The 20323-nt window shown below is 71.7% G+C and carries 21 protein-coding genes; 2 read left to right on the top strand and 19 right to left on the bottom strand.

What is annotated here, in order from left to right; genetic code table 11:
• Nucleotides 1–53: 53 nt before the first annotated feature.
• Nucleotides 54–623, top strand: coding sequence for a hypothetical protein (locus R4Z63_RS19400; RefSeq protein WP_037918967.1), 570 nt, complete (start codon nt 54–56; stop codon nt 621–623).
• 85 nt (nt 624–708) lie between these two features.
• Here the strand turns inward: R4Z63_RS19400 and R4Z63_RS19395 are convergent, their stop codons facing one another.
• The 9 genes from R4Z63_RS19395 to R4Z63_RS19355 all read right to left on the bottom strand — a co-directional run bounded on the left by R4Z63_RS19395 (nt 709) and on the right by R4Z63_RS19355 (nt 9488).
• A complete protein-coding gene (locus R4Z63_RS19395) occupies nt 709–897 on the bottom strand; it encodes a hypothetical protein (protein ID WP_384447063.1) in 189 nt (62 codons plus the stop codon).
• Nucleotides 898–1013: 116 nt separating this feature from the next.
• A complete protein-coding gene (gene tsaE / locus R4Z63_RS19390; RefSeq protein ID WP_384447061.1) occupies nt 1014–1580 on the bottom strand; it encodes a tRNA (adenosine(37)-N6)-threonylcarbamoyltransferase complex ATPase subunit type 1 TsaE in 567 nt (188 codons plus the stop codon).
• Entirely contained in the window at nt 1531–2790 is a 1260-nt protein-coding gene (locus R4Z63_RS19385; RefSeq protein ID WP_384447059.1) for an alpha/beta fold hydrolase, read from the bottom strand. The genes tsaE and R4Z63_RS19385 overlap by 50 nt, the downstream gene beginning before the upstream one ends.
• Complete coding sequence (gene alr, locus R4Z63_RS19380) at nt 2735–3877, bottom strand: alanine racemase (protein ID WP_037918963.1); 1143 nt, start codon at nt 3875–3877, stop codon at nt 2735–2737. Before alr ends, R4Z63_RS19385 begins: the two co-directional genes overlap by 56 nt.
• 181 nt (nt 3878–4058) lie before the next feature.
• Nucleotides 4059–5477 carry an NAD(P)H-hydrate dehydratase gene (locus R4Z63_RS19375; protein ID WP_384447057.1) on the bottom strand — a complete coding sequence of 473 codons (1419 nt, stop codon included), beginning with the start codon at nt 5475–5477 and terminating at the stop codon, nt 4059–4061.
• A gap of 4 nt (nt 5478–5481) precedes the next feature.
• Nucleotides 5482–5850 (bottom strand): holo-ACP synthase, encoded by a 369-nt coding sequence (locus tag R4Z63_RS19370; protein WP_037918961.1) that lies wholly within the window; start codon nt 5848–5850, stop codon nt 5482–5484.
• A 21-nt stretch (nt 5851–5871) separates the two neighbouring features.
• Complete coding sequence (gene glmS, locus R4Z63_RS19365) at nt 5872–7719, bottom strand: glutamine--fructose-6-phosphate transaminase (isomerizing) (RefSeq protein WP_037918960.1); 1848 nt, start codon at nt 7717–7719, stop codon at nt 5872–5874.
• Between the two features lie 109 nt (nt 7720–7828).
• Nucleotides 7829–8566, bottom strand: coding sequence for a hypothetical protein (locus tag R4Z63_RS19360; protein ID WP_384447054.1), 738 nt, complete (start codon nt 8564–8566; stop codon nt 7829–7831).
• Nucleotides 8567–8753: 187 nt separating this feature from the next.
• The gene (locus tag R4Z63_RS19355) at nt 8754–9488 is read right to left on the bottom strand and encodes a hypothetical protein (RefSeq protein WP_384447052.1); all 735 of its coding nucleotides are present in this window, start codon (nt 9486–9488) and stop codon (nt 8754–8756) included.
• A 259-nt stretch (nt 9489–9747) separates the two neighbouring features.
• Between R4Z63_RS19355 and coaA the strand changes: the two genes are divergently transcribed.
• Nucleotides 9748–10797 (top strand): type I pantothenate kinase, encoded by a 1050-nt coding sequence (coaA, locus tag R4Z63_RS19350; protein ID WP_384447050.1) that lies wholly within the window; start codon nt 9748–9750, stop codon nt 10795–10797.
• Between the two features lie 93 nt (nt 10798–10890).
• On the opposite strand, the gene glmM is transcribed toward coaA, so the two are convergent.
• From glmM to rpsM, 10 genes are all read right to left on the bottom strand, one after another.
• Nucleotides 10891–12249, bottom strand: coding sequence for a phosphoglucosamine mutase (glmM, locus tag R4Z63_RS19345; protein WP_037918952.1), 1359 nt, complete (start codon nt 12247–12249; stop codon nt 10891–10893).
• 135 nt (nt 12250–12384) lie between these two features.
• Nucleotides 12385–12900, bottom strand: coding sequence for a 30S ribosomal protein S9 (gene rpsI, locus R4Z63_RS19340; RefSeq protein WP_030773858.1), 516 nt, complete (start codon nt 12898–12900; stop codon nt 12385–12387).
• A gap of 42 nt (nt 12901–12942) precedes the next feature.
• The gene (gene rplM, locus R4Z63_RS19335) at nt 12943–13386 is read right to left on the bottom strand and encodes a 50S ribosomal protein L13 (protein ID WP_037918950.1); all 444 of its coding nucleotides are present in this window, start codon (nt 13384–13386) and stop codon (nt 12943–12945) included.
• 238 nt (nt 13387–13624) lie between these two features.
• Nucleotides 13625–14908 carry a glycosyltransferase family 87 protein gene (locus R4Z63_RS19330; protein WP_384447047.1) on the bottom strand — a complete coding sequence of 428 codons (1284 nt, stop codon included), beginning with the start codon at nt 14906–14908 and terminating at the stop codon, nt 13625–13627.
• Between the two features lie 30 nt (nt 14909–14938).
• Nucleotides 14939–16558, bottom strand: a complete 1620-nt coding sequence (locus tag R4Z63_RS19325; RefSeq protein WP_037918948.1) for an ABC-F family ATP-binding cassette domain-containing protein — start codon at nt 16556–16558, stop codon at nt 14939–14941.
• 52 nt (nt 16559–16610) lie between these two features.
• Nucleotides 16611–17462, bottom strand: a complete 852-nt coding sequence (gene truA, locus R4Z63_RS19320) for a tRNA pseudouridine(38-40) synthase TruA (RefSeq protein ID WP_037918947.1) — start codon at nt 17460–17462, stop codon at nt 16611–16613.
• 99 nt (nt 17463–17561) lie between these two features.
• The gene (gene rplQ / locus R4Z63_RS19315; RefSeq protein WP_037918945.1) at nt 17562–18023 is read right to left on the bottom strand and encodes a 50S ribosomal protein L17; all 462 of its coding nucleotides are present in this window, start codon (nt 18021–18023) and stop codon (nt 17562–17564) included.
• 104 nt (nt 18024–18127) lie between these two features.
• Entirely contained in the window at nt 18128–19150 is a 1023-nt protein-coding gene (locus R4Z63_RS19310) for a DNA-directed RNA polymerase subunit alpha (RefSeq protein ID WP_007265920.1), read from the bottom strand.
• 150 nt (nt 19151–19300) lie between these two features.
• Nucleotides 19301–19705, bottom strand: a complete 405-nt coding sequence (gene rpsK, locus R4Z63_RS19305; protein WP_003956432.1) for a 30S ribosomal protein S11 — start codon at nt 19703–19705, stop codon at nt 19301–19303.
• A gap of 54 nt (nt 19706–19759) precedes the next feature.
• Nucleotides 19760–20140 carry a 30S ribosomal protein S13 gene (rpsM, locus tag R4Z63_RS19300; protein WP_007265919.1) on the bottom strand — a complete coding sequence of 127 codons (381 nt, stop codon included), beginning with the start codon at nt 20138–20140 and terminating at the stop codon, nt 19760–19762.
• Nucleotides 20141–20323: the final 183 nt, after the last annotated feature.

Here is a 20323-nt window from a genome sequence, read left to right as displayed (position 1 = left end):
CTTTCGACCGAGAGATCACAACGGATCACGTCAGCGCGGAGAGGTGGAGCAAGGTGGCACGCAGCAGCTCGGGAATCGTGGCCGGGCTCACCGCCGCGGCGATCGCAGCCGTCGGCTTCCTCGGCTACCAGGCCTCCGCGACGGCGCCGGCGCATCCTCCGCGGGCGGCCGCGCAGGAACCGGCCCCGGCGGCGAGCCCGGCGGCCGCGGGCCAGCAGGACCCGGCGAAGCCGGCGCCCGTGCCCGAGTCTTCCGGCACGGGTGTGCGCGTCGTGTATGCGCTGAGCCAGAAGCGGGTGTGGCTGGTGGGGGACGCCGCGCAGCCGCCGCAGGAGCCGCAGTCGTTCCCGGTGGTGCCGAGCACCGTGCACCCCAAGCCCGGCACCTACATCGTCGGTTCGCGGTCGGGTTCGGTCACGGGCTCGGACGGGGCGCCGATCGAGCACGTGGTCCGGTTCGCCACCCAGGAGGGTGTGGCGGTCGGCTTCAGCGCCCGCGTGGACGGCACGACACCGGACCCCGACCCGAACAAGAAGACCGGCGGCATCCGCATGACGCGCGCCGACGGCGACGCGATGTGGGCCTTCGCGACGATCAATTCCAAGGTCGTCGTCATTCCCTGACGGGACGCGCCTCCTTCACCCGTACGGGCGACGGCCGCGAGGCCGGGAACCGGCGGGACGACCCCCCGGGCCCCTCGCGGCCCCGTCAGGCCGCTTCCGACTCCGGGGCGGCCTGTTCGCGTACGACGCCCTCCGGCGCGCCCTCGCGCGGTGCGCACTCGTCGCGCGAGGGCGGCGTCGATACGGCGGTGGCGGCCACGCCGGCGGCGAGCAGCGCGTGCATGGAGACGGCGGACGGGCGGGGGTGGCGCTGCGCTCCTGCTGGTGCCGACATGGCTGCCTCCTGGACCCCGGGACACCGTACTTAGGCATACCTAAGAAACTCTCGGTACCATGTCATCACGAGGGCTGCCGCCGGCGCAATATCTTGCCGACGAGTTGTCGGTACGTTTACTCCGGGAGCGCTCCGGCCAGGGCCTGGAGGCCCGCCCCCGCGTCCCAGCGCGCCCCGACCCCGCGCACCGACACCTCCCGCACGTCGTCCAGGACCTCCTCGTGGCCGACGGCCCGTGCGATCACCACGTGCAGCCTGTCCTCGGAGAGCTCCTCGACCTTGCCGTCGCCCCACTCGACGACGACCACGGACTCGGGCAGCGACACGTCGAGGTCCAGGTCCTCCATCTCCTCCAGCCCGCCGCCGAGCCGGTACGCGTCCACGTGCACCAGCGCCGGCCCGCCGGTGAGCGAGGGGTGCACCCGGGCGATCACGAAGGTCGGCGAGGTCACGGCCCCGCGCACGCCCAGCCCCTCGCCCAGGCCGCGGGTCAGCGTGGTCTTGCCGGCACCCAGCTCACCCGTCAGCAGGACGAGGTCGCCGGGACGCAGCAGACCGGCGATCCGGCGGCCCAGCTCCTGCATGGCACCGGGGGAGTCGATGGTGATCCGGGTGTGCGCGCCGTGCCCGGACTCAGCTTCCGGTGCCTGGCTGCGCTGTGCTTCCAGCGGTACTTCTTCCATGCACGCCAACGTTAGTCGCTACCGGGACCGGCACCGCCCCGGTGCGGGCCAGCAGATCGGTCAGCAGCCGCGTCACGGTCTCGGGGCGCTCCAGCATCATCAGGTGCCCGGTGGACTCCAGCACGACGAGCTCGGCGGCCGGCAGCACGTCCTTGATGGCCGCACTGTGCCCGGACGGGGTGATCATGTCCTTGTCCCCGGCGATGACGGTGACCGGGATGCCGGCGAACTGCTGGAGCGCGGCGGTCTTGTCGTGGCTCTGGAAGGCCGGGTAGAACTCCGCGACGACGTCGATCGGGGTGCCCTCGATGAGCCGCTCCGCGAAGCGCGCCACGCCGGGGTCCACGTCGCCGGAGCCGAACGAGTACATCCTGATCATGCCGGCGAAGAGGTCCGCGGTGGCCCGGCGGCCCCTCTCGACCAGTTCCACCTGCGATCCCAGCGCCTTCAGCACGCCCGGCAGGATCCTGCGCACGGCGCCCATGCCGGCGGCGGGCAGCCCGTAGGTTACCTCGTCGAGGCGGCCGCTGGAGGTGCCGACCAGGGCCACGCCGACGACGCGGTCGCGCACGAGGTCGGGATACTGCTCGGCGAATCCCATGACGGTCATTCCGCCCATCGAGTGACCCACCAGGATCAGCGGGCCCTCGGGGGCGGCGGCGTCGATGACGGCCTTCAGGTCCCGGCCGAGCTGCTCGATGGTGAGCGGTTCGCCGTCCGCCTGGGCCAGGCCGCGTGCGCTGCGCCCGTGGCTGCGCTGGTCCCAGTAGACCGCGCGGACCACTCCGCGCAGGGCCGCCCGCTGGAAGTGCCAGGAGTCCTGGGCGAGGCAGTAGCCGTGGCAGAAGACGACGGTGGCCGGGGGGTCGGCCTTGCGGCGCAGCCGCCGCCGCTTGCCCTCCTCGGGGAGCTCGTCGACCTCGTAGTAGAGCTCGGTGGCGTCCTCGGCCCGGCAGGTCCCCTCGGTGCCGCGCAGGGAGCCGTAGTCCCCGGCCGTGTCCAGGGCCAGGCGCGCCTTCCGGCGCACGCCGCGTCCCACGGTGATCCGCTCGACCGCGACACCGGCCGCCGCGCCCGCCGCTATCACGCCGATGGCGGCGCCGGCCCAGCCGGCCCTGCGCCAGTTCTCGCTCACGCCGCCGCCCTCACTCCGCTCAGCCGCCGAGGTACACCCGGGGTACCCGTCCACCGATACGGGTGACGATCTCATACGCGATCGTGTGCGCGGCCCGTGCCCAGTCCTCGGCGGAGGGCTCACCGCGTTCCGGGTCGCCGAAGATGACGACCTCGTCGCCGGCGGCGACCCGCTCGCCCTCCCCGTCCAGGTCGACCACGAACTGGTCCATGGCGATGCGTCCGGCGACGTTCCGGACCGTGCCGCCGACGAGCACCGGACCGGCGCCCGACGCCTGGCGCGGGATGCCGTCGGCGTAGCCGGCCGGAACCAGCGCGAGGGTCGTCCGGTCGCCGGTGACGTGGTGGTGGCCGTAGCTGACCCCGTGGCCGGCGGGAACCGTCTTGACCAGCGCGAGGGAGGCCTTGAGGGTCATCGCGGGCCGCAGGCCCAACTGGGCCGGGGTGCCGAGCTCGGGCACCGGCGAGACGCCGTAGACGGCCACCCCGCAGCGCACCAGGTCGAAGTGCGACTCGGGCAGGGTGAGGGTGGCGGGCGAGTTGGCGATGTGCCGGACCTCGGGGTCGATCCCCTCCTTCTCGGCGTACGCGAGCATCTCGCGGAAGGCGTCGAGCTGGAGCTTGATCGAGGGGTGGCCTGGCTCGTCGGCGCAGGCGAAGTGCGACCAGAGGCCGGTGACCTCGACGGCGCCTTCGGCCTGGGCGGCTACCGCCGCCCCGACCAGGGCCTCCCAGTCGGCGGGCTGGCAGCCGTTGCGGCCGAGGCCGGTGTCGGCCTTGAGGTGGATGCGTGCGGTGCGGCCGGCCGCGCGGGCTGCCTCGCGCACCTCGTCGAGGGCCCACATGCCGCTGACGGAGACGTCCAGACCGGCCTCGACGGCCTCCCGCCAGGGCCCGCCGGGGGTCCACAGCCAGCACATGATGCGGCCTTCGATCCCGGCGGCGCGCAGCGCGAGGGCCTCCTCGGGGGTGGCGGTCCCGAGCCAGGTCGCGCCGGCCTCCCGAGCGGCCCCGGCGCATTCCACTGCCCCGTGCCCGTAGGCGTTCGCCTTGACGACGGCCATGAACTCGGCCCGGGGCGCCCGCTCGCGCAGCGCGCGCACGTTCTCCCGGACGGCGTCAAGATCGATCTCGGCATACACGCGCGTCGGTGTCTCGTTCATCGTCCACAGTCTCTCAGAGTCCCCGCCCGGCCCTGGTGCCGACGGCCGAAGAGGCGGACAGCGGCGGCGGACGGCCCCGCACCGGCGCCCCGCCGAGCCCCCGCGCCGAGCCCTCGCCGAGCCCTCGCACCGGGCCTCCACCCCCGTCGGCCCTCCCGGGGAGCTGCCCGGCCCCCGCGCCTCACCCGCCGTCGGGGCCGGCCTCCCGGCGAGTGTCCCGCCAGGCGGCGGGGAGGGCCTCGGCCAGCTGGTGGGCCGTCAGGGGGCCGCCGGTGCGGCGGGCCGCCAGCCCGTGGAGGTACGCGCCCACCGCACCGGCGTCCGCTCCGGACAGCCCGCCCGCCAGGAGCGACCCGGCCAGTCCGGACAGCACGTCCCCGCTGCCCGCGGTGGCCAGCCACGGTGTTCCCGTCGGGTTCACCCGGACCGGCCGGCCTGCGGAGGCGACCAGCGTCGTCGACCCCTTCAGCAGAACCGTCGCCCCGTACCGCTCCGCCAGCCTCCGCGCGGCCGCCAGCCGGCCCGCCTCCACCGACTCCCGCGACACCCCGAGCAGCGCCGCCGCCTCCCCCGCGTGCGGGGTCAGCAGGGTCGGGGCGGTCCGCGCACGCAGCACCTGCGGGTCCAGTCCGCGCAGCCCGTCCGCGTCGACCAGTACCGCCGTGTCCCCGGCGAGGACGTCCGCGACCTCGCCGCCGCGCCCCTCCCCCAGGCCGGGACCGATCGCCCACGCCTGCACCCGCCCGGGTCCGATCAGCGTCTCGGGGTAGCGCGCCAGCACGGCGTCCGCCGCCGGGCCGACGTAGCGCACCGCGCCCGCGCCGCCGCGCAGGGCCCCCGCGACGGCCAGCACCGCCGCCCCCGGGTACTGCGTCGATCCGGCCACGATCCCGACGACACCGCGCCGGTACTTGTCGCTCGATGCCGTCGGCTCCGGCAGCAGCCGCGCCACGTCCGCGTGCTGGAGTGCCTCCACCTCCGGCTCCGGCAGCCGCAGCCCGATGTCCACGAGGTGCAGCGCGCCCGCCCGCGAGGCCCCCGGGTCGATCAGCAGACCCGGTTTGTACGCCCCGAAGGTGACCGTCACGTCGGCCGTGACGGCCGTTCCCGCCACCTCCCCGGTGTCGGCGTCCACCCCGCTGGGCAGGTCCACGGCGACCACCGCGGCCCCCTGCGGGATCCGCTCCGCCAGCGCGGCGCCCGCGGGCCGCAGCCCGCCCCGCCCGCCGATCCCGAGCAGCCCGTCCACCACCAGGTCGGCCCGCTGCGGCACGCTCCGCGCCAGCTGCCCGCCGGCGGCCCGCAGTGCGGCCACCCCGCCCGCGTGCATCCGTGCCGGGTCCATCGGCACGGCCGTCACCCCGGCCCCGCGCCGGGCCAGGCGCGCGCCGGCGTACAGGGCGTCGCCGCCGTTGTCCCCGGGGCCGACGAGCAGCACGACGCGTGCCCCGTAGACCCGGCCGCGGCGCCGCGTCAACAGGCCCGCGCACACGGCGGCCAGCCCGGCCGCCGCCCGCAGCATCAGGGCGCCCTCCGGCAGCCGGGCCATCAACTCCCGCTCGGCGGCCCGTACGGTCTCCACGCTGTAAGCAGTACGCATGGGGTCAACCCTCCGCGATCACCACCGCGGAGGCCACACCGGCGTCGTGGCTCAGCGAGACGTGCCAGGACTTCACCCCCAGCGCCAGCGCCCGCGCCCGCACCGTCCCCGACACCCGCAGCCGCGGCTGCCCGGTGTCCTCCACATAGACCTCGGCGTCGGTCCAGAGCAGGCCGGCGGGCGCACCGAGGGCCTTGGCCAGCGCCTCCTTGGCGGCGAACCGCGCGGCGAGCGAGGCGGTCCCGCGCCGCTCGCCGCTCGGCAGCGTCAGCTCGGCCTCGACGAACAGCCGCCCGGCCAGGCCCGGCGTGCGCTCCAGCGCCGCTCCGAAGCGTTCGATCTCCGCCACATCGATCCCGACGCCGACAATCACGAGGCCTACCCCACTACCCGACTACTCCACGGTCACGGACTTTGCGAGGTTACGCGGCTGGTCCACCTCGTTGCCGCGGGCCGTGGCCAGTTCGCAGGCGAACACCTGCAGCGGCACCGTCGCCACCAGCGGCTGGAGCAGTGTCGGGGTGGCCGGGATGCGGATCAGGTGGTCCGCGTACGGGACGACCGCCTCGTCCGCCTCCTCCGCGATCACGATGGTCCGTGCCCCGCGCGCCCGGATCTCCTGGATGTTCGACACGATCTTGTCGTGGAGCACGGAGCGGCCGCGCGGCGAGGGCACGACCACGACCACCGGCAGGTCCTCCTCGATCAGGGCGATCGGCCCGTGCTTGAGCTCGCCCGCCGCGAAGCCCTCGGCGTGCATGTACGCCAGCTCCTTGAGCTTGAGCGCGCCCTCCAGCGCCACCGGGTAGCCCACGTGCCGCCCGAGGAAGAGCACGGTGTCCTTGTCGGCGAGGGAACGCGCGAGCGCCCGTACCGGCTCCATGGTCTCCAGGACGGTGTCCACGGCGGCGGCGATGTCCGACAGTTCGCGGATCACCGCCTCGATCTCGTCGCCCCACTTGGTGCCCCGGACCTGTCCGAGGTACAGCGCGACGAGATAGCAGGCCACCAGCTGGGTCAAGAAGGCCTTCGTCGAGGCGACGGCGACCTCGGGACCGGCGTGCGTGTAGAGCACGGCGTCCGATTCCCGCGGAATCGTCGACCCGTTGGTGTTGCAGATGGCCAGCACCCTGGCGCCCTGCTCGCGTGCGTGGCGCAGCGCCATCAGGGTGTCCATGGTCTCGCCGGACTGCGAGATCGCGACGACCAGGGTCCGCTGGTCCAGGATCGGGTCACGGTAGCGGAACTCGCTGGCCAGCTCCGTCTCGCACGGGATGCGGGTCCAGTGCTCGATGGCCAGCTTCGCGATCATGCCCGCGTGGTAGGCGGTGCCGCACGCCACGATGACGACCTTGTCGACCTCCCTGAGCACCGAGACGGGGATGCGCACCTCGTCCAGGCTCAGCGAGCCGCTCGCGTCGATCCGGCCCAGGAGGGTGTCGGCAACGGCCTTCGGCTGCTCGGCGATCTCCTTGAGCATGAAGTAGTCGTATCCCCCCTTCTCGGCCGCCGAGGCGTCCCAGTCCACGTGGTACGCCCGCACGACGGCCGCCGACCCGTCGAAGTTGGTCACCGCGACCCCTTCGCGGCGGAGCTCGACGACCTGGTCCTGCCCGAGCTCGATCGCGGACCGCGTGTGGGCGATGAACGCGGCCACGTCCGAGGCGAGGAAGTTCTCCCCCTCGCCGACGCCCACCACCAGGGGGGAGTTCCGGCGCGCGCCGACCACGACGTCCGGTGCGTCGGCGTGCACGGCCACCAGGGTGAAGGCTCCTTCGAGGCGGCGGCACACCTGCCGCATGGCCTCGGCGAGGTCGCCGGTGGCCGAGAACCGCTCCGCCAGCAGGTGGGCGACGACCTCGGTGTCGGTCTCGGAGTCCAGCCGGTGTCCGCGCTCGGCGAGTTCGGCCCGGAGCACGGCGAAGTTCTCGATGATGCCGTTGTGGACGACGGCCACGCGCCCCGCGTTGTCGAGGTGCGGGTGCGCGTTGACGTCGGTGGGCCCGCCGTGGGTCGCCCACCGGGTGTGCCCGAGTCCCGTGGAACCGGCCGGCAGCGGGTTCGCGACCAGTTCCTTCTCCAGATTGACGAGCTTGCCGGCCTTCTTGGCAGCGGCCAGGCTGTCGTCCGCGAGTACGGCGACCCCTGCCGAGTCGTAGCCGCGGTACTCCAGTCGCTTGAGTCCGGCGATGACCACATCGAGCGCAGACTGCGCTCCCACGTAACCCACAATTCCGCACATAGGGCGCAGCGTACGCCGTGGCCGGCCGTCTGCCCCGTAGCCGAACAAGACGAAAACCCCGCCCCGGCGCATCGGCCGGAGCGGGGTTGACGGTGCGTCGGAAGGGGCCTCAGCCGAGCTTCTTGGCCTGGGCCTCGACGAGGGCCTTCGGCTGCTCGGCGGTGCCGGCCAGGCTCAGGGAGGAGAAGGTGGCGACCGTGTTGCCCTTGCGGACGAGGACCAGCTGGGTCGTCAGCTTCTCGCCGTCGGCGTCGATTTCGACGGTGAGGGGCAGGGTCTCGTCGCCACCGGTGACGGCGGCACCGGGCGTGACCATGGTGATCTTGGTGGTCTCGCCGTCCTGGGTGGCCGCGTAGCCGCCCGAGCACTTCTCGCTCGCGGTCTTCACCGCGGCGAAGGCCTCCTCGGCGCCCTTGGCCTCGTACGAGGCGAGGGTCACCGTGGTGGCCGTGGAACCGAGGGCGCCCGCGATCGCCTTCGCCGCATCCTCCGGCGAGGTGCCGGTGGCGGGCTTCGGGGTGGCGATCGCCTTGGTGCGGGCCGTGCCGGAGGGGGTGCCGGCCGGGACGAAGGCCTGGGCCTGGACCAGGATCTTGCATTCGGGCTTGTCGCTGGTGGCGGTGGCGCCGGCGGCGGCCTCGGCGGGCGTGGACTCCTTGAAGGTGTGGTCCGCGAGGTCGGCCTGGGTCACCAGGAGCTTCGCCAGCTCCGCGTCGGTCTTGCCCTTGGCGGCGGGGGCCGCCGACGTCGCCGCGGCCTCGGACGGCTTGGCGTCCGCCTTGGTGTCGGCCTTGTCGGAACCGCAGGCGGTGGCCAGCAGGACCAGGGACACGGCGGACGCGGTCATGACAGAACGGCGAACAAGGGTGCTACGCACGAGAAGACTCCCCCACAGACAACGAAAACGGCACGCGGGAGCCGCACCCTCGACCGGGCGCGGCTCCGAACGGTTGTACGGCCAATCTACTGGTCAAATGATCAGCGGCCCGCGAATTTCGCGGGCCGCATCGGATCGTGACCGGTACGAGACCGATTCAGCCGAGCTTCTTCAGCTGCGCGTCGACGAACGCCCGCGCGTCGGCCGGCTTGGTGTCGAAGCGGACCGTGTGGACGACCACGAGGTTGTTGCCCTTGCGGAAGGCGACCATCTGGCTGTTCATCGCCTCGCCGTCGTCCTCGGTGGCGAACGCCCACGCCGCGGCGTCGTCGCCGGCGGTGAACGCCGCCGGGGTGACCGACTTGACCGTGGTCTTCTCGCCCTTCGCCGTCGTCGCGAACCCCGCCCCGCAGGCCTGGCCGGCGGCCTTCAGGGACGCGAGGGCCTCCTCCGCCCCCTTGCCGTCGTAGGAGGCGAGCTGCACGGAGGTCGCGCTGATGCTCAGCGGATTCGCCGGGTCGGACGGCTGGCCGACACCGACGCGCTCCGTCGTGGTGACGGCCGTGCCGATCGGGGCCAGGCTGCCCGCCTGGGCGAGCGGCGCGCACTCCGGCTTGTCGGTGGTGACCTCGGCGGCCTTGGCGATGTCGTCCGCCCCCGCCTTCTGGATCTTGACGTCGCGGACGTCGCCGTCGGCCAGCGTGAGCTTCTCCAGCTCGACCGCGGTGAGCGCCTTGGCCTCGGGCGTGGGCGAAGGAGACGGGGCGGCCGCGGACGGCTTGGCGTCCGCATCGGCGCCGGGCGCGTCCGAGGGGCCGCAGGCGGTGGCCAACAGGGCGAGGGACGCGCCGGAGGCGGTCAGGACGGCACGACGGAGTATGGCGGTACGCACGGAGGACTCCCGGGAAACAAGGTGGTGTCAGAGCAGCGCGGAGGACGTCCCGCAGCTGCGGGACGATCAAGTGGACTGCATCGCTCCGCACTGTACGGGCGATCCTCGCGCCCGCCTCCGGTGTGACGACCGCGAGCGCGGATCGTGATCAGGGCGAGACCCCGATCTTCGCGAATCGGACCGGACGCCCGGGCATCCCCTTTGGCCACGTGACCGACCCCACCACCCACAAGCGCCCCCCAGCCCCGACAATGGCGGTGTGATCACTTCGCCGCCACGAAGCAACACGCCCGAGGAAGCAACGGAGCACCCCGGCCGGGACGGGCAGCCCCCGCGTTCCGCGCACCGCCGCGGCCCCGAGGTCTCGCCGTACGTGGACCTCACCCGGGCCGAGTGGAGCGCCCTGCGCGAGCGGACGCCGCTGCCGCTGACCGCGGACGAGGTCGAGCGCCTGCGCGGCCTCGGCGACGTCATCGACCTCGACGAGGTCCGCGACGTGTACCTGCCGCTGTCGCGCCTGCTCAACCTCTACGTCGGTGCCACCAGCAACCTCCGCGGCACCCTGAACACCTTCCTCGGCGACGCCGGCAACGGCCACGGCGCACAGTCGGGCACCCCCTTCGTCATAGGGGTCGCCGGCTCGGTCGCCGTCGGCAAGTCCACCGTGGCGCGTCTGCTCCAGGCCCTGCTCGCCCGCTGGCCCGAGCACCCCCGCGTGGAACTGGTCACCACCGACGGCTTCCTGTACCCGATGAAGGAGCTCCAGCGGCGCGGACTCACCTCCCGCAAGGGGTTCCCCGAGTCCTACGACCGCCGCGCGCTCACCCGCTTCGTCGCCGACATCAAGGCCGGCAAGGACGAGGTCCGGGCCCCGGTCTACTCACACCTGATCTACGACATCGTGCCCGGCGAGGAGCTCGTCGTACGCCGTCCGGACATCCTCATCGTCGAGGGCCTCAACGTGCTCCAGCCGGCCCTTCCCGGCACCGACGGCCGGACCCGCGTCGCCCTCGCCGACTACTTCGACTTCAGCGTGTACGTGGACGCCCGCCCCGAGGACATCGAGCGCTGGTACCTCAACCGCTTCCGGAAGCTGCGCGAGACCGCCTTCCAGAACCCGTTCTCCTACTTCCGCAAGTACACACAGGTCTCCGAGGAGGAGGCCATGGAGTACGCGCAGACGATGTGGCGGACGATCAACCGGCCGAACCTGCTGGAGAACGTGGCCCCCACCCGCGGCCGGGCCACCCTCGTCGTCCGCAAGGGGCCGGACCACAAGGTCCAGAAGCTGAGCCTGCGCAAGCTCTGACCCTGCCGGTGCGCATGCGGGCGGCTCCGGCCGGGCCCCGCGGCCCCCTCCGCCGCGCAGCGCACCGCGGAGGGGCGCCCTGGAGCGCGCGCCCTAGCCGAGCGCCGACTTCACGGCGTCCGCGAGCCGGCCGGCGACGGCGCGGGCCTGCTCGATGTCGGCGGCCTCGACCATCACGCGCACGAGCGGCTCCGTACCGGAGGGACGCAGCAGCACGCGGCCGGAGGTGCCCAGCTCGCGCTCGGCGTCGGACACCGCCGCCGCCAGCTCGCCGGAGGTCGAGACCCGGGACTTGTCCACGTCGGGAACGTTGATCAGGACCTGTGGCAGCCGCTGCATGACCCCCGCCAGCTCGGCGAGGGAACGGCCGGTGGCCGCGACCCGTGCCGCGAGCAGCAGACCGGTCAGCGTGCCGTCACCGGTGGTCGCGTGGTCGAGGATGATCACGTGGCCGGACTGCTCACCGCCGAGCGCGTAGCCGTGCTCCTTCATCGACTCCAGCACGTACCGGTCGCCGACCCCGGTCTGCACGACCTGGATGCCCTCGCCCTCCATGGCCAGCTTGAAGCCCAGGTTGGACATCACGGTGCCGACCACGGTGTTCTCCCGCAGTTGGCCGGCCTCGCGCATGGCCAGCGCCAGCACCGCGAGGATCTGGTCGCCGTCGACCTCCGCTCCGGTGCCGTCCACGGCCAGGCAGCGGTCCGCGTCGCCGTCGTGCGCGATGCCGAAGTCGGCGCCGTGCTCGACCACGGCCGCCTTCAGCAGACCGAGGTGGGTGGAGCCGCAGCCGTCGTTGATGTTCAGGCCGTCCGGACCGGCACCGATCGTGACGACCTCCGCGCCGGCCCGCGCGAACGCCTCGGGAGAGACGTAGGAGGCCGCGCCGTGCGCCTCGTCGAGGACGATCTTCAGACCGTCGAGGCGGTTGGGGAGGACTCCGATGAGGTGGGCGACGTACTTCTCGAAGCCCTCGGTGTAGTCCGAGACGCGGCCGACACCGGCCCCGGTCGGCCGGTCCCAGGGGGCACCGGTGCGGTGCTCCTCGTAGACGGACTCGATGCGGTCCTCCAGCTCGTCGGCGAGCTTGTGGCCGCCGCGGGCGAAGAACTTGATGCCGTTGTCGGGCATGGCGTTGTGGCTGGCGGAGAGCATCACACCGAGGTCGGCACCCAGCGCACCGGTGAGATACGCCACCGCCGGGGTGGGCAGCACACCGACGCGCAGGACGTCCACGCCCGCGCTCGCCAGGCCGGCCACGACCGCGGCCTCAAGGAATTCACCGGAGGCGCGGGGGTCCCGGCCGACCACCGCGGTCGCCCGGTGGCCCTCGAAGGTGCCCGCTTCGGCGAGTACGTGGGCAGCCGCCACGGAGAGGCCGAGCGCGAGCTCCGCCGTCAGATCCGCGTTGGCGACGCCGCGTACACCGTCCGTCCCGAAGAGTCGTCCCACAGTTGTCCTCCCGAGTGTGCGCTTCGCGTATGACCGCTTGTGTCAGGTATGTGCCGCTTGTGGCGGTAAACGAACCGCCCCGACAGCACAGAGAGTGCTGCCGGGGCGGTTTCGTTGCAGAACAGCAGGCGCAGATTAGCGCTTGCTGTACTGCGGAGCCTTACGGGCCTTCTTGAGACCGGCCTTCTTGCGCTCGACCGCACGGTCGTCGCGGGAAAGGAAGCCGGCCTTCTTCAGCGCCGGGCGGTTGTTGTCCACGTCCGCCTCGTTCAGCGCACGGGCCACGCCGAGGCGCAGGGCACCGGCCTGGCCGGAGACGCCGCCACCCGAGATGCGGGCGATGACGTCGTAGCGGCCGTCGAGCTCCAGGAGCTTGAAGGGCTCGTTGACTTCCTGCTGGTGCACCTTGTTGGGGAAGTAGTCCTCAAGGGTGCGACCGTTGATCTTCCACTTGCCGGTGCCCGGAACGATCCGGACGCGGGCGATGGCGTTCTTGCGACGGCCCAGGCCGGCGGCCGGCTGGGGGTCACCGAAGCGACCGGCAAGGGACTCGGAGGTGTAGTCGCCCTCGACGACGACCTCAGACTCGGTGGTGTACTCCTCGACGCCCTCGAACTCGTCGACGGGGGTCTCGGCGGTGGTCTCGGCCACGATGCTCCTCAGAATTCTCTGTGTCTTAGGGGGTGGCCGGAACTACTGCGCGACCTGGGTGATCTCGAACGGCACCGGCTGCTGGGCAGCGTGCGGGTGCTGGTCGCCCGAGTAGACCTTCAGCTTCGAGAGCATCTGACGGCCCAGGGAGTTCTTCGGGAGCATGCCCTTGACGGCCTTCTCGACGGCCTTCTCCGGGTTGTTCGCCAGCAGGTCGTCGTAACGCACGGCGCGCAGGCCGCCCGGGAAGCCGGAGTGGCGGTAGGCCATCTTCTGGGAGGCCTTGTTGCCGGACAGGTGAACCTTGTCGGCGTTGATGATGACGACGAAGTCACCCATGTCCATGTGAGGGGCATAGGTCGGCTTGTGCTTGCCCTTCAGGAGGGCAGCGGCCTGGGTCGCCAGACGGCCGAGGACGACGTCCTGGGCGTCGATGACGAGCCACTGGCGCGAGATGTCGCCGGGCTTGGGGCTGTACGTACGCACGCGTATGCCTTCGCTTCTTCAGTGGTGGTATCCCACGGGCGCAAGCCCGGCGGGAAGGTCCTGACAGGGTCACCACGGACGATCACGACAGCCCTCGCTCGCATCGGGGACGCAACCCGTGTGAGCGGCCAACTGCTGGTCATCGGTCCGGTGGACCGGCGTAAGGCCCTTTCACGTGAGAATGAGAAAGCCAATACGCATAACAAACCAGCAGGATACCCAAGCAGACCCGTACGGGTCAAAACGCGGTCCGCGATGCCGATGCTGCTGGCGTCGCGGCGCACTCCGGTTCGGTCCTGGGTGGGGACCCCGCAGTTGTTACGGGCTTCAGAATAACCCGCCCGGAGCGCAGTGCACGACGCGCCAGGACGAAGGCGAGCCCGCACAGGGTGGCGCAGTCCTTGAAGGCGCGCCGCTTGTGGGCCAGCTCCGCGGGCCAGGGCACCAGCGCCAGCTGGGGCGTCAACGCCAGCCAGAACCAGGGCGAGCGGGGCGCGGAGCCCGGCCGCACCGCCGAGGCCAGCAGCAGCGGCAGCACCACGAGCAGGTAGTGATCGAAGGACGGTCGCGACACCAGGAATGCGGCGAGCATCACCATGCAAGCCGTCTCGACGAGACGCAGCTCACCCTGGTCGGCGTCCTCCTCCGTGCGCCGCCACCGTGCCCAGGCCGCCCACAGCCCGGCCGCGGCACCGGCGAAGGCGACCAGGACGGCCAGTGGCTGCGGTACCCCGAGCCGCGGCAGCACCGCTATCGGCGAGGCGTCCCAGGGCAGCGCGTACGCGTCCTGCCCCTGGAGAAGGAACGGCAGGGTCCTGGTGAAGAACAGTGAGGGACTCGGCATCAGCAGCGCCCCCGCCAGCGACATCCCCAGCGGCACCAGCACCGCCGCGGCCAGCCCCCGCCACTGCCGGGCGAGGAGGAACAGCAACCCGACCGGCACCAGCATCGGCTTGCAGGCGATGGCCAGCCCGACCACCAGCCCGGCCCACCCCCACGACCGGCGGTGTGCGAGCAGCAGTGCCAGGGGCAGCGCGGCCGCCGAGACGGCCGTCCAGTTGCCGATCAGCACCAGGTTCGCCCACGGCTTGTACAGGAGGGCGAGCACGGCCGGGCCTGCGACGGCCAGGCGCGAGCGCAGCGGCACGGAGAACAGCCGCAGGGCGGCCAGCCAGCCGATGCCCAGCAGCCCCGACATGCCGACCGGCAGGACCCAGCGCAGCACCCCCCGCGGCACCAGCGCCTCCGGCACCGCCATGAGCACGGCGCTCGGCAGGTAGAGGAAGCGCTTGTCCTCGTAGGGCGACCCGCCGTCCAGCAGCGTCTGCGCGGCCTTGACCACGAAGGCGTTGTCCGAGCCCCAGTTCTCCCGCAGGCTCGTAGAGACGCAGCTCCCGAGGAGCACCGCCAGGCAGAGCACCTGCCAGGAGCGCGGGGCCGGCCGCAGCAGCAGGCCGACCAGCCGGTCCCCGGGGGGCCGCGCCTGCCACCTCATGAGCCAGATGCCAGGCCTCAGGCCCACGACGCCCCTCCCTCACCGCCGAGCCACCGCTCAGCGCTCGCGTTCGACCCTGCGCTCGTCCCAGACGGGCTCCTGAGTCTCCCGCACCACGCCGTCCGAACCGAAGACCAGGTAGCGGTCAAACGTGCGCGCGAACCAGCGGTCGTGCGTGACGCACAGCACCGTCCCCTCGTAGGACTCCAGTCCGTCCTGGAGAGCCTCCGCGGACTCCAGGTCCAGGTTGTCCGTGGGTTCGTCCAGCAGCAGCGCCGTGGTACCCGCCAGCTCCAGCAGCAGGATCTGGAAGCGCGCCTGCTGACCGCCGGAGAGCCTCTCGAAGGGCTGCTCGGCCTGACGCTCCAGCTCGTAGCGGCGCAGCGCCCCCATCGCCTGCCCGAGGGGCTTGGCGGCCTCCGTCCACAGGATCTCGACGAGGGTGCGGCCGAACAGCTCCGGGTGGGCGTGGGTCTGCGCAAAATGGCCGGGAACCACCCGCGCACCCAGCTTCCAGTTGCCGGTGTGCCGGACGTCCTCGCCCGCCAGCAGCCGCAGGAAGTGCGACTTGCCCGAGCCGTTCGAACCGAGCACCGCGACCCGCTCCCCGTAGAAGACCTCCAGGGAGAACGGCTTCATCAGCCCGGTGAGCTCAAGGTTCTCCACCGTGAGCGCGCGCACGCCGGTCCGGCCGCCCTTGAGCCGCATCGTGATGTCCTGCTCGCGCGGCGGCTCCGGCGGCGGACCGGCCTCCTCGAACTTCTGGAAGCGGGTCTGCATCGCCCGGTAGCGCGAGGCCATGTCGGGGCTGCTCGCGGCCTGGTTGCGCAGTCGCAGCACCAGGGCCTTCAGTCGGGCATGCTCCTCGTCCCAGCGCCGCTTGAGCTCCTCGAAGCGGGCGAAGCGCTCCTTGCGTGCCTCGTGGTAGGTCCCGAAGCCCGCACCGTGCACCCACACGTCGGAGCCCGTGGGGCTCGCCTCCAGGCTGATGATCTTCTCGGCGGCCTGGGTCAGCAGCTCCCGGTCGTGGGAGACGAACAGGACCGTCTTGCGGGTCGCCTTCAGCTGCTCCTCCAGCCACCGCTTGCCCGGGACGTCGAGGTAGTTGTCCGGCTCGTCGAGCAGCAGCACCTCATCGGGCCCGCGCAGCAGCGCCTCCAGCACGAGCCGCTTCTGCTCACCGCCGGAGAGCGTGCGCACCTCGCGGAACTGGGCGGAGTCGTACGGGACGGCCAGCGCGGCCGTCGTGCAGACGTCCCAGAGGGTCTCCGCCTCGTAGCCCTGGACGTCGGCCCAGTCGCTGAGCGCCTGGGCATAGGCCATCTGCGCGGCCTCGTCGTCCACCGTCATGATCAGGTGCTCGGCCCGGTCGACGGCCTTCGCCGCCTCCCGGATCCGCGGCTGGGACACCGAGACCAGCAGGTCACGTACGGTCGTCTCGTCGCGTACGGAGCCCACGAACTGGGACATCACACCAAGGCCGCCGCTGATCGTGACGCCGCCGCCGTGCGGCTGGAGCTCCCCCGAGATCAGCTTCAGCAGGGTGGTCTTGCCGGCACCGTTCGCCCCGACCAGGGCGACCACCGACCCCTCCCCCACGCGGAAGGAGACGTCGGGGAGCAGGACCCGCCCGTCGGGAAGGTAGTACTCCAGGTGGCTGGCTTCGAGATGTCCCATGCCGGGCATTGTCCAGGTCGGCGCGCCATCCGCCCAAACGATTTCGCGGCGCTCAGCAGCAGCCGGCGGCCGGCAGGGTCCTCATGTTGCGGGCCTCCTTGCTGCGGGCTGCCAGCAGCTCGTCCGCCGGGTAGCCGACCTCCTCCAGGGTCAGCCCGTGCGGCTTGACCACGTGCACCGAGGAGTCCCGTACGGCGGCGGCCAGCACCTTGCCGGGCCAGTCGGTGGGCCGGTGCCCGTCTCCGACGTGGAGCAGGGCGCCCACCAGGGAGCGGACCATGTTGTGGCAGAAGGCGTCGGCACGGACGGTCGCGGTGACGATGCCGTCCTCACCGCGCTCCCAGCTCAGCTGCTGGAGCGTGCGGATCGTCGTAGCGCCCTCGCGCTTCTTGCAGTACGCGGCGAAGTCGTGCTCGCCCAGCAGCGGGGCGGAGGCCTCGTTCATGGCGTCCACGTCCAGGGGCCACTGGTGCCACAGGACGTGGCCGCGGCGCAGCGGGTCGACGCCGCCCTGGTGGTCGCCGACCCGGTAGGCGTAGCGGCGCCAGATGGCCGAGAAGCGCGCGTTGAAGCCCTCGGGGGCCTCGGCGACCTTCCACACCCGCACGTCGTGCGGCAGCCGGCCGGCGAGGCGGCGCAGCAGCTTGTCGTGGTGTTCGGCCCAGACCTCCTCGGCGAGATCGAACTGCGCGACCTGACCGCGGGCGTGCACCCCCGCGTCCGTACGGCCGGCCACGGTCAGCTCGACCGGCTCCCCCAGCCGCATCACGGTCCGCAGTGCGCTCTCCAGCTCTCCCTGGACGGTCCGCAGCGTGCGCTGCTTCGCCCAGCCGGAGAAGTCCTTGCCGTCGTAGCTCAGGTCCAGCCGTACCCGGACGTGCCCGGGCTCCACCTCGTCACTCACGTGACCGATCCTCTCAGAATCACCCAGATGCAGAACGGGCCCGCCCCGGAAGGGGGCGGGCCCGTTCAGAGCCGTTCAAGCAAGCGTGATCCCTGAGGATCAGGCCTCCTTGGTCTCCTCGGCGGGGGTCTCGGCGGCCTCCGCCTCCTTGACCGCGCGCTTGGTGGCGGCCTCGGCCTCACCGGTGGCCTGCTGGGCGACCGTGAGGGCCTCGACCAGCTCGATCACGGCCATCGGGGCGTTGTCGCCACGACGGTTGCCGATCTTGGTGATGCGCGTGTAACCACCGGGGCGGTTCTCGTAGCGCGGGGCGATCTCGGTGAACAGCGTGTGCACGATGCTCTTGTCCGTGATCGTCTGCAGCACCAGGCGACGGTTGTGGATGTCGCCCTTCTTGGCCTTGGTGACCAGACGCTCGGCGTAGGGACGCAGGCGGCGGGCCTTGGCCTCGGTGGTGGTGATGCGGCCGTGCTCGAAGAGCGCCTTCGCGAGGTTCGCGAGGAGGTGCTTCTCGTGCGCGGCGGAGCCGCCCAGGCGGGCACCCTTTGCGGGACGCGGCATTGTTACTCCTTCATATCTGCACCGGCCGTGTCAGGTACCGGAGTCAGTTCCCCCAAGCGGTCGCAAGGGGGTGGGTGCGGGGGCGTGGCCCCCCGCAGGCTTTCTCAGTACTGCTCGGTCTCGACGAAACCGGCGTCCGCGTCGTCGTCGGCGCCGAAGGCGTCGGCGGCGGCGGTCGGGTCGAATCCGGGCGGGCTGTCCTTCAGGGCCAGGCCCATGCCGGCCAGCTTCGCCTTGACCTCGTCGATCGACTTCGCACCGAAGTTGCGGATGTCGAGCAGATCGGCCTCGGAGCGGGCGACGAGCTCACCCACGGAGTGGATGCCCTCGCGCTTGAGGCAGTTGTACGACCGAACGGTGAGCTCCAGCTCCTCGATCGGCAGCGCCAGGTCGGCGGCCAGGGCGGCGTCCGTCGGGGACGGGCCCATGTCGATGCCCTCGGCGTCGATGTTGAGCTCGCGGGCCAGACCGAACAGCTCGACCAGCGTCTTGCCGGCGGACGCCATGGCGTCGCGCGGACGCATGGCCTGCTTGGTCTCGACGTCGACGATGAGCTTGTCGAAGTCGGTGCGCTGCTCGACTCGGGTCGCCTCGACCTTGTAGGTGACCTTGAGGACCGGGCTGTAGATGGAGTCGACCGGGATGCGGCCGATCTCCTGGCCCAGCTGCTTGTTCTGGACGGCGGAGACGTAGCCGCGACCGCGCTCGACGGTCAGCTCCATCTCCAGCTTGCCCTTGCCGTTGAGCGTGGCGAGGACCAGGTCCGGGTTGTGCACCTCGACACCGGCCGGGGGCGCGATGTCTGCAGCGGTGACCAGGCCGGGACCCTGCTTGCGCAGGTACATCACGACCGGCTCGTCGTGCTCCGAGGAGACGACCAGCTGCTTGATGTTGAGGATGATGTCCGTGACGTCTTCCTTGACGCCCGGCACGGTGGTGAACTCGTGCAGGACGCCGTCCACGCGGATGCTGGTGACAGCGGCACCCGGGATGGAGGACAGGAGGGTACGGCGCAGGGAGTTGCCGAGGGTGTAGCCGAAGCCCGGCTCCAGCGGCTCGATCACGAACCGCGAACGGTACTCGTCCACGACCTCTTCGGTCAGCGACGGACGCTGAGCGATAAGCATGTCTGTGTTCCTTCTTTCGTGGGCGCCCACTATTTGACGCCCGACGGGAGGCCGTACCGGGGTACGGCTACTGCAAGGGTACGGGCGGTACGTCCCCAGAAGGGGTCGTACCGCCCGGACACTCAAGAACGCAACTGTGCGTCCGCTGCGTCAGACGCGGCGACGCTTCGGCGGGCGGCAGCCGTTGTGCGGGGTGGGGGTGACGTCCTGGATCGAGCCGACCTCGAGGCCGGTGGCCTGGAGGGAGCGGATCGCGGTCTCACGGCCGGAGCCGGGACCCTTGACGAAGACGTCGACCTTGCGCATGCCGTGCTCCTGCGCGCGGCGGGCGGCCGACTCGGCGGCCATCTGCGCGGCGAAGGGGGTGGACTTGCGCGAGCCCTTGAAGCCGACGTGGCCGGCGGAGGCCCAGGAGATCACGTTGCCGGACGGGTCCGTGATCGAAACGATGGTGTTGTTGAACGTGCTCTTGATGTGGGCGTGCCCGTGAGCGACGTTCTTCTTTTCCTTGCGGCGCACCTTCTTGGCAGCGCCCTGACGACCCTTGGGGGGCATCTCAATCTCCTACGGGAGGTGGTCGGTCCTACAGCGCAAGACCGCTGAACAGGACTACTTCTTGCCCGGCTTCTTCTTACCGGCGATCGCGCGACGCGGGCCCTTGCGGGTACGCGCGTTCGTGCTGGTGCGCTGACCGTGCACCGGGAGGCCGCGACGGTGGCGGATGCCCTGGTAGCACTGGATCTCGATCTTGCGGCGGATGTCGCCCTGGATCTCGCGGCGGAGGTCACCCTCGGTACGGAGGTTGGCGTCCACGTACTCGCGGATCTTGACGAGGTCCTCTTCGGCCAGGTCACGAACGCGGGTGTTCGGGTTCACGCCGGTGGAGGCGAGGATCTCCTTGGACCGGGTGCGCCCGATACCGAAGACGTAGGTGAGTGCGATCTCCACACGCTTTTCGCGCGGGATGTCAACACCGGAAACGCGTGCCATTCAATGGCTCCTGTGTGTTCGGGGGTCTTCCACAGAACCGATCCCGACCGCCGACCACCCGGGTGGGTGATGGTACGTCCGGGTCCCCGGCCCCCGCCGGAGGTGCCGCCGGCCCCGTGTGGGGCTGGGCGGGTTCTGCGTATGTACGTTTTCTTACGTCGCGCGAAGAACTGCGTTAAGGCA

The sequence above is a fragment of the Streptomyces sp. PL-29 genome, from assembly GCF_058344425.1.
The sequence above is the reverse complement of the archived record's forward strand: the minus strand, read 5'-3'. Positions and strand labels throughout refer to the sequence as shown.